This is a genomic window from Spongiibacter marinus (assembly GCF_016906995.1).
GTDB lineage: Bacteria > Pseudomonadota > Gammaproteobacteria > Pseudomonadales > Spongiibacteraceae > Spongiibacter > Spongiibacter marinus.
The window spans coordinates 357,048-370,512 of sequence record NZ_JAFBBD010000004.1 but is presented as its reverse complement, the minus strand read 5'-3'; the positions used below and the strand labels follow the sequence as shown (position 1 = coordinate 370,512).

Sequence of the window (13,465 nt, the reverse complement as noted above, 5' to 3'; positions counted from 1 at the left end):
GAAGGGTAAATTGGCCAACTATGATTTTGATGTACTGGTAATTGGCAGCGGGCCTGCCGGCGAAAGCGCGGCATTGAACGCGGTCAAACATGGTCAAAGTGCTGCTGTTATCGAGGAGCAGTCACAGGTTGGGGGGGCTTGCACCCACCAGGGAACCATTCCTTCCAAGGCCCTGCGTCATATGGTGCGACAGGCGATACGCTTTAATCGCATGCCCATTTTCCGGGAAATTGGCGACCCGCGAACGCTCACTTATCCGCGTTTACTCAGCCACGCTAACGAGGTGATCGCCCGCCAAGTGGCCATGCGCAGCCGCTTTTACTATCGCAATAATATTCGTGTGATTCCCGGCAGGGCGAGCTTTGTCGATGCGCATACATTGGCTGTGGAAGGTGAAGACGGCAAACAAGAGCACTACAGCGCCGAGAACATTGTGATTGCAACGGGCTCGCGCCCCTACCGGCCCGCGAATATCGACTTCAGTCACCCGCGTGTTTACGACAGTGACAGTATCCTGGCGATGACCAATACGCCCCGTAAAATTATTGTTTACGGCGCTGGTGTGATTGGTTGTGAGTACGCCTCAATCTTCTCTGGTATCGGGATCAAGGTGGAACTGGTCAATACCCGTGACCGCTTGTTGGAATTCCTCGACGACGAAATCTCCGATGCACTGAGTTATCACTTGCGCCACCTCGGCGTGATGATTCGCCACCGAGAGGTCTATAGCGAGGTAGAGGCCAGTGATAAGGAAGTCGTCCTAAAAATGGAAAGTGGCAAGCGCCTTCACGCCGACGCCCTGCTGTGGTGTAACGGGCGCAGCGGTAATACCGACCGCCTGGGGCTAGAGACCGTGGGCATCACGCCGGATCATCGCGGCCAGTTAAACGTGGACGAGCACTACCAGACGAATGTCGAGAATATCTACGCCGCCGGCGATGTGATCGGCTGGCCGAGCTTGGCCAGCGCTGCCTACGACCAGGGGCGGGCGGCATCGGCGTCGGCGCGCGGTAAGGAGCAATGCCGGTTTGTCGACGACGTACCCACAGGGATATACACCCTGCCGGAAATTAGTTCAGTGGGCCTGAATGAGCGCGAGCTCACCGAGCAACGCGTACCCTACGAAGTGGGCCGGGCATTTTTTAAAGACACCGCCCGGGGGCAGATCAGCGGGGAAACCGTTGGCATGCTGAAGCTGCTGTTTAATGTAGAAACCCTGGAGATTCTCGGGATTCACTGTTTCGGTGCCGAAGCGGCGGAAATTATTCATATCGGCCAGGCAATAATGAAACAGAAGAACGGTGGAAACAGCCTGCGTTACTTCCTGGGAACCACCTTTAACTACCCCACTATGGCCGAGGCTTATCGCACCGCGGCGCTGAATGGCCTTAATCGCCTGTAGGCTATGACTGCTCTGCGCTTGGCTGATATAAACCGAGACCAAAGTAGGGGTAAATTTTCATTGACAGACTGCCGATCTCAGCATAAATAGTCAGCTGAACAACCGTGCTAATTGCCGATGGTTGCTTCCGTATTTAATCGTGCTGGAGTGAGCTTGATATGGCTAGAGAAATGGCAGTGTCAGAGAGTGTTGACGACTTCGATGACAACTTCTTTGACGATGGTGGTGCAAACTACGACGACGGCCCTGATATGGGGGGGCGAGACAACAGTATTCGCCGACGTATTGAAGAGCGGCTCGAACGTAAAAGGCTAATGGAGGAGCTGGAACTGCTAGACGACCTCGACCTGTAGGCCCTCCATTCTTAACTGGCACCCGTCGGCGGTTACGATGGGTGCTGGCGCATTATTTTCCCTCGAATATTCTTCCCCACAGTTGCCGCGCATAGTCCGCGGGGATACCATGGGCAAATGTCACGTTGCAGCGTCATTGGGCTGTCGCTGCGACAACGTTATTTCTTGCACAATCAAAAAACATAACAGGAAGCGTAAATGAACTGGAAATCCCTGTCTGCGATCGTGATCATTGCTGCTGTTGGCGCCTTCGTCTGGTTTGTGGTCGAGCGCTCGGCAAACAGTGAATTCAACGAGCCTGAGAGCAGCTCGGAGGATTTGCAGGCCTCTATGCCGCCGAAAACATCTGCGATAAAAGAAACGCTGGCGGTCGAGCAGGAGCAAGACTATCAAGAGCAAGCGGCCAAGGCGCCGGCGCCTCCGCGAGAAATAGATGGCAGTGATGACCAGGTGCGAGACGCGGCAACGGAACTGTCTCCGTCATTGGGGCAGTGGCTGCAACCACAGCATCAAATTCGTAAGTGGGTCGCTTTGGTCGATCAAATGGCGCGTTTTCGCCTGCCAAACAAACACCTGCCGATCAGTTACGACAAAGAGGCCTTTTTGGTCATTAAGACTGAAAAGGGCATGGCAAACGACCCCGGTAACTTCCGCCGCTGGGAACCGCTGGTAAATGCGGTTACCGCCTTAGATCCGAAAAAAGTCGCGATCTACTATAAAAAATGGTCGCCCTTCCTGGAGTCGAGCTACAACGAATTAGGTAATCCGCAGTCCTTTGATAATCAGCTACGTACCACGATTGAGCACTTGCTGATCGTTGAGCCGATTCCCGCCGATGCGGAATTGCGCCGCCCAAAAGTGTTCTATGAATACGCTGACCCGGTTCTGGAAAATGCCGACCCGCTCAGTAAGTGGCTGTGGCGTTTGGGCCCGGATAACATGAAGTCATTGCAAGACTGGTTGCGTCAGCTACAAAGCTACTTGTAAGGCCTGCTTTCAGCCACCCGTTTGGAGGGTGGCTGAAGATCCCTCCCACGCTACACTCGCCTCAAAGATGAATAATGAGGCAGCTATGACCCTTTCTCCTGTTGATATTTCCGGTAGTCGAATCCTTCTTGCTGGCCCCAGTGGCCAAGTGGCCGCGCCCATTGTCGAAGCGCTTGCTGCGCAGTGTGAGCTGACCGCGGTGGCGCGTTTTTCTGACGAGAAGCAGCGTCAGCAGCTCGAGGCAATGGGCGTCAACACTGTCAAAGGAGACCTTGCTGATCACCGCAGTTTGGAGGCCTGCCCCAGTGATGTGGACTACGTGATTAACCTGGCGGTGGTCAAAAGTGGTGACTTTGACTACGACCTGAGAGCAAACGCCGAAGGCATCGGGAATTTGATGGCGCATTGCCGCAGTGCCAAAGCCGTGCTGCATTTCTCATCAACGGCCGTCTATGAATACGCCGGTCAGGAGCCGCGCGAAGAGAGTGCGCCGCTGGGCGATAATCACCGGGCAATGTTCCCGACCTACAGTTTGTCGAAGATTGCTGCTGAGTCGGTCTGTCGCTTCGCCGCTCGCCAATACGGTATTCCAACGACGATTGCCCGCTTGAGTGTCCCCTATGGCAACAATGGCGGTTGGCCGTTTTTCCACCTGCTGATGATGAAAGAGGGCATGGAGATTGACGTCCACCCGGAGGCGCCGAACTTCTATAACTTGTTGCACAGCAGTGACTATATCGAGAAGTTGCCCTACCTGCTGGCGGCGGCCAGCACAGAGGTGTGCACGGTAAATTTCGGCGGCTCTGAAGCGGTGAGTATTGAGCAGTGGTGTGAATACTTGGGCGAGCTCTGTGGCTTGCAGCCGCGCTTTCGAGACAACCCACAAGCCTTTGGTAGCTTGCAAATCGACACCGAAAAAATGCACGCATTAATCGGGCCGACTAAAAAAGACTGGCGCCAGGGGCTGCGAGAAATGGTAGAACAGCTGGCGCCAGAGTTACTGCTTGCCTAAGCGCTGATTGGTGACAATTCCCCGATCAGGTGTGGCTTGCCGCTAGCGGCGTCACGCAGTTCAAATACTGTGCTGTCGGGGCCTTTTTCGTAGTGAAGTTCGGCTTTTGACGGCAGAAACACGGGGGTCTTAAATTCCACGCGACAGCGCAGGGCGTCGCCGCCATCGATGAGCTTCGCCATACACGCGGCCTTACTCCACATGCCGTGTACCACCATTTTCTTAAAGCCCAGCACCTTGGCGCTGAGATCGTGTAAGTGAATGGGGTTGAAGTCGCCCGAGGCAAGGGCGTAATGACGAGCTGTGCTGTTAGGGATGTGCATGGCCTCTTGGTTAGCATAGCGCCGGGCCTCGCGAGGCTTGCTCTTGGCGGATTTGGCAATCCCGGTCTTGCGTCGCGACAGGTACTGGCTGCGGTCTTCCCAGACACACTCATCGCCAGCGTACACGAGACATTCAAATGTAAACTCAACCCCTCTGGCGGTGAGTTCATGGTCGCTCAGGCGGCACACCATACGCAGTGTTTCGCTGCTGTTAATAGCGCGGTGCTGAATGATTTCATTGTTCAGGTGCACACAGCCCATTGCCGCAACGGGAAAGTCGCGCTGTATCATTAGCTGCATTTGCAACCGGAAGCCCATAATATGCAAGAAACTCGCGGGCAGGGTGTTGCCGTCCAGGCTAAAGCCGCAGGATTTGGCATAGCGTTTGAGCTGTCGTTGGCTGTAACGCACTGGCGCCAGCTCAATGCTGCGCTCAGGGAAGTTAAGCGCTTTGCTTTGGCGCTTGGGTAATGCCGCTCTGGCGAGGAGGGGGGCGAGGGCCGGTAGACGTTTGATTTTTAGTTCCTGAGCGACGCTCATGCTACTCTTACTCCTTATTCGGTGCAGCTTCACAGTATAATCAATGCTGAGCAGTAAATTATTTGCTGATGAGGCAGAATTGATTCTGCGCTCCGGCCAATCCCAGCCATGAAGTCAGCGTCTAGAACAGCCATAGATAGCGAGTGTAATGAGCGATTCCACGGAAAAAGGTTTTTCAGAACTGAGTGATTCCAGCTTCCTGATCCAGCTGGCTTACCCGGCCATTCAAGAGCTGGGGTTGGATGTTGAGCGGATCGTCAGCGAGTGCAAAATTTCTCCCAAGTTGTTGAAAGATCGCAGCGCGCGTTTCCCCCACGCCGCGCAGGTGCAATTTTGGCGCGTGTTAGAAGAAGTCAGCGGCGACAAAAGCATTGGCTTGCATCTGGCCAACCATGTACCGGTATACCGTGGTCAGGTACTGGAATACCTATTTCTGAGTAGCCCGAGTTTTGGCGATGGTTTGCGCCGGGCGGAAAATTATCAGCGCTTAGTGACCGATGCCATGCAGTTTAAGCTGCATGTGGAAGGCGATGAAGCGCGTGTGGTACTGGATTTTATTGGCGACAGTGAGGCAGAGCTGCGCCACCGCGATGAGTGCTTTGTGCGTTTTATGCAGCGCTACTTTGAAGCGTTGACCGACGGCGCGTTTCAAACCCGAGAGATAAACCTTGGCCACCCGCTGCAGGGGGATGTTGCCGAGTATGAAAAGCACTTCAATTGCCCGGTACATTTCGATGCCAAAGAGCAGAGCTTGGTATTTGCCGCTGATATTCTGGCAACACCATCTAGCCATGCCGAGCCGGATTTGCTGAAACTCCATGAAAAAGTCGCCAGCAAACAGCTTGAACGGCTCTCACGTCAGGACGTTGTGGGCGATGTTAAGCAAGTGATTGCGGAAATGCTTGAGCTGGGTCAGCCCAGCTTGGAAAGTGTGGCAGAACGCCTGGGAATGAATGAGCGAGTGCTGCGCTCGCGTTTGACGGAGGCGGGCACCAGTTTTAACCAGGTGTTGGCAGATTATCGCTGCATACTCGCTAAGCGCTTGTTGTCGCGCACCGATGAAAGCATTGCTGACGTGGTGTATCTGACGGGGTTTTCCGAGCCCAGTACCTTTTATCGGGCATTTAAACGTTGGACCGGCCTAACGCCGATAGAGTATCGCCAACAGAAACAACAGTAGGCGGCGCGCAATGCCCCGCCCACTGAAGCCGTCTTAGGCGCCGAACCAGGACTGGCCGCATACACGCAGTGTATTGCCACTCACTCCGCGAGAGAGAGGGTTGGCGAAGAAGGCGATCGCCTCGGCAACGTCTACTGGCAGCCCGCCCTGGGACAGCGAGTTCAGGCGTCGGCCGAACATCCGGGTGAATAGCGGAATCGCCGCGGTCATTGCGGTTTCAATAAAGCCGGGGGCAACGGCATTGACCGTAATATTGTGAGCGCGTAGCTGCTCGTCATTCTTCATGAAGTCAACGTAACCAATGACACCCGCTTTGGATGCGGCGTAGTTGGTTTGCCCGCGCTGACCGCCAATACCGTTCATTGACGACACGCCAACGATGCTGCCGCCATTGCGGATAAGGCCCTGGTTCAGCAGTTCACGCGTAATGCGCTGTGCGGCGGCCAAGTTGATATCCAGCGTCATTTGCCATTGCTGCTCGGTCATATTGGCAATGGTTTTGTCGCGAGTAACACCGGCGTTGTGGACGATAAGATCGATACCACCTGCCTGTTTAGCGGCGCTGGCAATCTTGGCGGGAGCGTCTTCAGCGGTGATGTCTGCGATCAGGGGCTGACCACCCAGGCGGGTCATCACTTTCACAAGGTCGTCTTCCATTGGCGCAACATCGACACCGATAACGGTGGCGCCATCGCGCGCCAGCGTGTCGGCAATCGCTTCACCAATGCCGCGAGAAGCGCCGGTCACCAGAGCGGTTTTGCCCGCCAGAGGTTTGTGCCAATCGACATTACCCGATTGCTCGACGGCGTTAACGGCAATGACCTGGCCAGTGACATAGGCCGATTTCGGCGACAAGACAAAGCGCAGGCTGCTGCCGAAGTCTCCCTCGGCGCCGTTGGCAACGGTAATCAGTTGTGCAGTGCTGCCGCGCGCGCCCACTTCTTTTGCCAGTGAGCGGCTCAAGCCTTCCAGTGCACGCTGGGTGGCTGCCTGTTCGGCGTTATCGGCGCCCATGTGCGGACGGCCCAGAATAACGATGCGGCCGCCGGGAGCCAGCTTGCGAATGTTGGCATTGAAGAAGCGGTAGGCGGCAACCAGCTCCAGTGAGTCGCGCATGCCGGTCGCATCGAATACCAGTGCGGCAAAGGGGGCATCGCTACCATTGTCTTGTGTCAGGGCAGTACATTGCAGACGGGCATTGTCGTCGCCAAATACCTCTGCGTCGCTCTCGGCGAGAATTTTTGATACCTGTGCCAGTAAGGCAGCGTTGTCGCCAGCGCCGAGCAGTAGGCGCCCTTTAAAAAAGCTGCGCTGGGAGGGGGTGTAGCGGGCGAGTTCACGAGGAGCGTTGACGCCCAGTGCGCCAAGTACCTTTTTACCTGCGTTGGAATTAATAAAGTTCTCGATACGATCAGACATAAAATGACTCCTGAATGAGGGTGTGCCCTGTGTTATGGGCGGCAATTCTACGCGCAGACCGCCGGTGGTGAATTGACATCGCCGCCGCTGCTGCGGTGTCGCCTCAGCCAATGTGGCCTTGCTGCGGCTTGTTACACTGCGCCACCTGACAAAACACCTGAGGACCTGTCATGGCTCAAACCATCAAGCGCGTCGCTATTATCGGCGGCAACCGCATCCCTTTTTGCCGCTCTAATACCGCTTATTTCGGTGCTAGCAACCAAGACATGCTAACCGCAGCGATTGAGGGCTTGGTTCAGCGCTACCAGCTCCAAGGCCAGCGCCTTGGCGAAGTTGCCGCTGGTGCGGTAATGAAGCACAGCCGTGACTTCAACCTTACTCGCGAATCGGTACTGAGTACTTCTCTCGACCCCGCAACGCCTTGCTTCGATGTACAGCAGGCCTGTGGTACTGGCTTACAAGCGCTGAACTTGGTGGCCAACAAGATTGCCCTCGGGCAGATCGATGCAGCGATCGCCGGTGGTGTGGATACCACCTCTGATGCTCCTATTGGCGTGAGCGAGGGTCTGCGCAAAATTCTGTTGCAAGTGAACAAGGCGCGCAGCCTGGGTGAGCGCGTTAAGCCCTTCTTGCAACTGCGAGGCAAAGATCTGGGTGTACAGATCCCTGTCAACTCAGAGCCGCGTACTGGCATGTCGATGGGTGAACACACCGAAGTGACTGCAAAAGAGTGGGGCATCCCTCGCCAGGAGCAGGACGAATTGGCATACAACAGCCATAAAAATCTCGCTGCTGCCTATGAGCGCGGCTTGTTTGAGGATTTAATTACGCCTTTCAATGGGGTGGGTCGCGACAATATTTTGCGCGCAGATACTACCATCGAGAAACTGTCGACCCTGAAGCCTGCCTTTGACAAAGAGAGCGGCCAGGGTACGTTGACCGCGGGCAACTCTTCAACACTCACCGACGGCGCATCGGCGGTATTGTTGGCAAGTGAAGAGTGGGCCAAAGAGCGGGGGCTGCCGATCAAGGCCTACCTGAGCTTTGTGGAAACGGCAGCGGTCGACTTCTTTGGCAAAGATGTGGGTAGCGAAAAAGAAGGCCTGTTGCTGGCACCAGCTTATGCTGTTCCGCGCATGCTCGCTCGCGCTGGTTTAACGCTGCAAGACTTCGATTTTTATGAAATTCACGAGGCTTTTGCCGCCCAGGTACTGGCTACACTGAAGGCCTGGGAAGACGAAGAATTCTGCAAACAGCGCTTGGGTCTGGATCGGGCGTTGGGCAGCATTGATCGCAGCAAGCTCAATGTGAATGGTAGCTCTTTGGCTGCTGGCCACCCCTTCGCGGCGACGGGTGGTCGTATTGTCGCGACGTTGGCGAAAATGCTGGAAGAGAAAGGCAGCGGTCGAGGCCTTATTTCGATCTGTGCCGCCGGTGGCCAGGGTGTAACGGCGATTGTCGAGCGCTAAGGCATAGCCATCGCGTTACACTAAACGGGGCTTCGGCCCCGTTTTTTTTTGCTCCTGCGGTGCCGCCTTGCTTATGGCCTGGTCCTTGCCCTTGTTTATGGGAGGGGCGGGGCGGGCCAACAGTGCTTTGATATGTCTTCGCAGGCGTCCTTACAGGCGTCCCTACTGGCGTCCTTACAGGCGTCCCTTTCCAAACGACTCACAACTGCCAAACTCATAGCCTACGACAGCCTCGTCGGCGCAGGCGCTGCAGGCATTGCCATAGGTTTTGTGGGTGGGCGCCGCACAGGGCTGAGTAACGCACTGAATTTGGCTGTCGAGGTGGCCGCACACCGGTCGATACTCGCGAGTACATATTTCCGATCGCGGTGACTCGCAGTGGATGAAACCTTCGCGTGATGCGTCGCTTTGTACGGGTGGGGTGGAACACGCGCCCAGCAGTGTGAGCGATAAAAAAAGTCCGGAGAGTCCAAGGTTCGGGCGCTGCATAAATAAGCTCGATAAAAAGAGAGTGTTGTCATCATAATGCGGCGGGTGCGTTTGCGGTAGTCGCGATTGTTTTTGGCAATGACCTCCATTGATATAAACGAATATTCCTATCAGGTGTGAATGCGTAAGCTGAGAACTGTCGATACTGACAGCGAAACAATCGGCTGAGGTCGATCTCGCGTAGGAAAAAGACGTCGCCTTGCAGGCGGCGTGATATGGAGTCAAAAACGACAATAGGAGTCATTATGCAAAAGATAGATATCGGTATTAACGAAGCAAATCGACAGCAGATCGCCGACGGCCTGAGCCGCCTGTTGGCAGATTCCTACACCCTCTACCTGCAAACGCACAATTTCCATTGGAACGTTACCGGGCCGCGGTTTCGCGACCTGCATTTGATGTTTGAAGAGCATTACACCGAGCTCGCCACCGCCGTGGACGATATTGCAGAGCGCATTCGCACCCTGGATGTTGCCGCGCCAGGCACCTACAAAGCCTTTGCGTCATTGAGCAAAGTGCAAGAAGTGGATGGCGTGCCCAGCGCCGAGGACATGGTCGACATTCTGACTCGCGGCCATGAACAAGTGGTAAAAACCTGCCGAGAGGTGCTCAGCACGGCCGCTGAAGCCGACGACGAATCGACCGTTGCCTTAGTTGGAGACCGCATGCGCATTCACGAGAAAACCGCGTGGATGTTGCGGGCCTTAAACCGCTAACAGTCCTTGCGCCAGCGACGCGATGCGCTACACCGATTGGGGCGCGGCAACATTGTCGCGCTCGCCGCGCTTCACCCGGTACATGTTTTGGTCTGCGACCTTCAGCAGTTCCTCGTCATTGCTGCCGTGTTGAGGGTAAATGGCGTAGCCGACGCTGGCACTTACCTGATAGTCGACCCCGCCGAGTTGCAGCGGCGTGGACAGGTTGTGGATCAGGGCATCTAAACGCTGCTCCACAACTTCTGCGCGCCCTAGCGAGCGCAGTAGTAATGCAAACTCGTCACCACCGAGTCGAGCAACAAAGTCGTCTTCGCGGATTTCCTGACGAAGCCGGTTGGCAAAGGCGATCAAAATCTCATCGCCGAAGTGGTGGCCGTGTTTGTCGTTGGCTTCTTTGAATTTATTCAAGTCGAAGTAAAGAACACTGAATTGATCGCCCTTGCGCTTGGCTCGGGAGATTTCCCGATTGATGGCGTCGATAAAGTGGCGGCGATTGGCGATTCCGGTCAGGCTGTCGTGGTGGGCAAGGTGGAAGTACTTGCTTTGCTCGAAACGGAGTTGCTTGCTCAGTTTTCTGCTGTTCAGCTCATAGTAAACGGCGATGAAAATGATAAAAGCATGGGTGGTCACCAGGCAGGAAAATTCGGCCAGGCTTTGATTGGCGTCGATAATGATGTTGCGATAGGTGTGCCCCTGTTGTTCAGCAATGAACATCCCCGAGCCAATTAAACCAACACAGAGGCTCCAGCCAATGCCCGCCTTCGCACCGATGCTAAGTGTCGCGAGCGCGGGAATAATCACCGAGCAGATTACCGCGGGTGAGCCCAAGCCACCGGTGATGCTCGCAACATAGACCAGGCCGCCAGTGAGGGTGGTGATAAATATATGTAATGCCAAGTGGCGTTTTGCGGCAATACGCAGCGTTAGCAGTGCTATGGTGATACCAAATGTAAGACCCAGAGAAAAATAATTGATGAGGCGTTTACCGTCTTCCGTTAGCGGCAGCAATGTCTGATTTACCGTTAACAAGACAATGAGATAGGCGAAAGTGCCAACCAGAATACTGGCCAGGAAACGGTACAGCGATCGCTCGGTGCTGCCGACTGGCACTCTGGGGGGGATCCAGGGGTCGATCACCCTGAACAAGAGGTTTTGAATGTGTGGAATCATGGCTAGCGTCTATTCAACATTATTATTAATTGAGGGTTCCATCTCTCGTTTGCCGCCAGCTGGTACCACATACTCCGTTGAAGGCAGCGGGGGATAATACGCACTTTTTCGATTGTGTGCCATGCGTGCATAGCTCGTTCGATGAGTGTAACGGTAGCGCATTCGGTGCGTCATAACGGTGAGCGCCGAGCGAATGCTTGACGAAAGCCAATGAGTGTAAACAGGCCCTAGGTGATTCATGAAAAAGAAAATACTGCTAATACTGTTGTTGCTTGGAGCCGGTGTGCTGTTGCTAAGCAGCGGGCTCGGGGATTATTTGAGCCTGGATGGCCTCAAGCAGGCAAGGTCTCAGGTAGCGGCATTTCAAACGGCTCATCCGGCAGGTTTCTTTGCACTTTTTTTCATCTGTTATGTACTGGTGACGGCATTATCTCTGCCTGGCGCGGCGGTGATGACGCTGGCAGGCGGGGCGTTTTTCGGCCTTTTCCAGGGGCTGCTGTTAGTGTCTTTCGCCTCGACGATTGGCGCGACGCTGGCGTTTCTCGTCGCGCGCTACCTGCTTCGCGACAGCCTGAAGCGGCGATTTCCTCAGCGCCTTCAGCGTATTGATGAAGGGGTGAGTAAAGAGGGCGGTTTCTACCTGTTTACCTTGCGTCTGGTGCCGATTTTTCCGTTTTTCCTAATCAACCTGTTGATGGGCTTAACGGCTATGTCGGCGCGACGCTTTTACTGGGTGAGCCAGTTGGGGATGCTGCCCGGCACCGCGGTCTATGTGAATGCGGGTGTTCAGTTGGGCAGCCTGGAAAGCCTTTCCGGTATTTTATCTCCGGCGCTGTTGTTGTCCTTCACCCTGCTGGGAGTTTTTCCGCTTATTGCCAAGCGTATTATCGCCTTCGTCAAGGCACGGCGTGTGTACCGCGGGTGGTCGCGACCAACATCCTTTGACCGAAACCTGGTGGTGATTGGTGCTGGTGCAGCTGGGCTGGTGACTTCCTATATTGCGTCGGCGGTCAAGGCGAAGGTCAGCCTGATAGAGGCAAACGAGATGGGCGGGGACTGCCTGAACACCGGCTGTGTGCCGAGTAAGGCGCTTATAAAGTCAGCCAAGGTGGCGGCTACTGCCCGCCGCGCTGAGGAATATGGTTTTGAGGAACACAAACCAGCGTTAAATCTCCCGCGTTTGATCGCCCGCGTACGAGACGTGATTGCAGCCATTGCCCCCCACGACAGTGTGGAGCGCTACACCGAGCTGGGGGTTGATGTGATTCAGGGCTACGCCAGGATTGTCGATCCCTGGACGGTGGAAATTCGTGGTCGTGATGGCGGCAGCCGGCGGTTAACAACGCGGTCAATTGTCATCGCGGCGGGAGCGTCGCCGACTGTGCCGCCGCTGCCGGGTATGGCCGATCTCGGTTTTGTTACTAGCGATACGCTGTGGGATCACTTGGAGCGCTGTGAGCGGCTACCCCAGCGAGTGGTCGTGCTTGGTGGCGGGCCTATTGGCTGCGAGCTAAGCCAGTGTTTTGCTCGATTGGGCAGCGCCGTAAGCCAGGTCGAGATGCTGCCGCGCCTGTTGTTGAAAGAGGACGAGGATGTTGCCGATTTTGTTACCGAGCAACTGCGCCGCGACGGGGTTGATGTGCGGTGTAATACCAGGGCCGTGCGCTGTGAAATGCGCGATGGCGAAAAGTGTTTGGTTGTCCAGCACGGCGATGCGGAGGGCGAATCGGCAGTCGCCTACGACCTGTTGATCTGCGCGGTTGGCCGCAGTGCCAGATTGACCGGGTTTGGTTTGGAAGAATTGGGAATCACCACTGACAGGACGGTGGATACCAATGAGTACTTGCAGACCTTGATGCCCAATATCTATGCCGCGGGTGATGTTGCCGGGCCGTATCAGTTTACCCATGTCGCAGCGCATCAAGCGTGGTATGCCAGCGTTAATGCCCTGTTTGGGCAATTTAAAAAATTTGCCGTAGATTATTCAGTGATACCTTGGGTGACCTATGTCGACCCGGAAGTGGCGCGCGTGGGTTTGAATGAGCAGGAAGCCAAAGCGCAGGGTATCGACTACGAGGTCACGCGCTACGGGCTAGACGATTTAGATCGGGCGATTTGCGACGGCAACGCGCAGGGCTTTATCAAAGTCCTTACCCCGGTGAACAGTGACCGTATTCTGGGCGTGTGCATTGTCGGGAGTCAGGGCGGTGATTTGCTGGCAGAATTTGTGCTGGCGATGAAACACAAGCTCGGCTTGGGGAAAATACTGGCGACGATTCACCCTTACCCCACTTGGGCAGAGGGTAACAAATACCTTGCCGGGGAGTGGCGCAAGGCCCATCAGCCGGAGCGAATACTGCGGTTCTTGGCGGGTTTTTTCCGTTGGCAGAGAGGGGGGTGATCGC

11 protein-coding genes are annotated in these 13,465 nt (G+C 55.4%); 8 read left to right on the top strand and 3 right to left on the bottom strand.

What is annotated here, in order from left to right; genetic code table 11:
* Nucleotides 1-10 precede the first annotated feature (10 nt).
* From sthA to HNR64_RS08280, 4 genes are all read left to right on the top strand, one after another.
* Nucleotides 11-1,402 carry a Si-specific NAD(P)(+) transhydrogenase gene (gene sthA / locus HNR64_RS08295; protein ID WP_204996023.1) on the top strand — a complete coding sequence of 464 codons (1,392 nt, stop codon included), beginning with the start codon at nucleotides 11-13 and terminating at the stop codon, nucleotides 1,400-1,402.
* 158 nt (nucleotides 1,403-1,560) lie between these two features.
* Nucleotides 1,561-1,755, top strand: coding sequence for a hypothetical protein (locus HNR64_RS08290; protein ID WP_027873520.1), 195 nt, complete (start codon nucleotides 1,561-1,563; stop codon nucleotides 1,753-1,755).
* A 198-nt stretch (nucleotides 1,756-1,953) separates the two neighbouring features.
* Nucleotides 1,954-2,742, top strand: coding sequence for a DUF3014 domain-containing protein (locus tag HNR64_RS08285; RefSeq protein ID WP_204996022.1), 789 nt, complete (start codon nucleotides 1,954-1,956; stop codon nucleotides 2,740-2,742).
* 85 nt (nucleotides 2,743-2,827) lie between these two features.
* Entirely contained in the window at nucleotides 2,828-3,754 is a 927-nt protein-coding gene (locus tag HNR64_RS08280; RefSeq protein ID WP_204996021.1) for an NAD-dependent epimerase/dehydratase family protein, read from the top strand.
* Here HNR64_RS08280 and HNR64_RS08275 read toward each other — a convergent pair.
* The gene (locus tag HNR64_RS08275) at nucleotides 3,751-4,617 is read right to left on the bottom strand and encodes a MaoC family dehydratase (protein WP_204996020.1); all 867 of its coding nucleotides are present in this window, start codon (nucleotides 4,615-4,617) and stop codon (nucleotides 3,751-3,753) included. The two genes, HNR64_RS08280 and HNR64_RS08275, sit on opposite strands and share 4 nt — an antisense overlap.
* 148 nt (nucleotides 4,618-4,765) lie before the next feature.
* Here HNR64_RS08275 and HNR64_RS08270 point away from each other — a divergent pair, with 148 nt between their 5' ends.
* Nucleotides 4,766-5,797: an AraC family transcriptional regulator gene (locus tag HNR64_RS08270; protein ID WP_204996019.1), complete on the top strand. Its 1,032-nt coding sequence runs from the start codon at nucleotides 4,766-4,768 to the stop codon at nucleotides 5,795-5,797.
* A gap of 33 nt (nucleotides 5,798-5,830) precedes the next feature.
* On the opposite strand, the gene HNR64_RS08265 is transcribed toward HNR64_RS08270, so the two are convergent.
* On the bottom strand, nucleotides 5,831-7,216 hold the full coding sequence (locus HNR64_RS08265) for a 3-oxoacyl-ACP reductase (RefSeq protein WP_204996018.1): 1,386 nt from the start codon (nucleotides 7,214-7,216) through the stop codon (nucleotides 5,831-5,833).
* A 170-nt stretch (nucleotides 7,217-7,386) separates the two neighbouring features.
* Between HNR64_RS08265 and HNR64_RS08260 the strand changes: the two genes are divergently transcribed.
* Together HNR64_RS08260 and HNR64_RS08255 are read left to right on the top strand one after the other, a co-directional pair.
* Entirely contained in the window at nucleotides 7,387-8,685 is a 1,299-nt protein-coding gene (locus tag HNR64_RS08260; RefSeq protein ID WP_204996017.1) for an acetyl-CoA C-acetyltransferase, read from the top strand.
* A 734-nt stretch (nucleotides 8,686-9,419) separates the two neighbouring features.
* Nucleotides 9,420-9,890, top strand: a complete 471-nt coding sequence (locus HNR64_RS08255) for a Dps family protein (RefSeq protein ID WP_204996016.1) — start codon at nucleotides 9,420-9,422, stop codon at nucleotides 9,888-9,890.
* Between the two features lie 27 nt (nucleotides 9,891-9,917).
* On the opposite strand, the gene HNR64_RS08250 is transcribed toward HNR64_RS08255, so the two are convergent.
* Nucleotides 9,918-11,060 (bottom strand): GGDEF domain-containing protein, encoded by a 1,143-nt coding sequence (locus HNR64_RS08250; protein WP_204996015.1) that lies wholly within the window; start codon nucleotides 11,058-11,060, stop codon nucleotides 9,918-9,920.
* Between the two features lie 238 nt (nucleotides 11,061-11,298).
* Between HNR64_RS08250 and HNR64_RS08245 the strand changes: the two genes are divergently transcribed.
* The gene (locus tag HNR64_RS08245) at nucleotides 11,299-13,461 is read left to right on the top strand and encodes an FAD-dependent oxidoreductase (protein ID WP_204996014.1); all 2,163 of its coding nucleotides are present in this window, start codon (nucleotides 11,299-11,301) and stop codon (nucleotides 13,459-13,461) included.
* The last annotated feature ends 4 nt before the right edge of the window (nucleotides 13,462-13,465 follow it).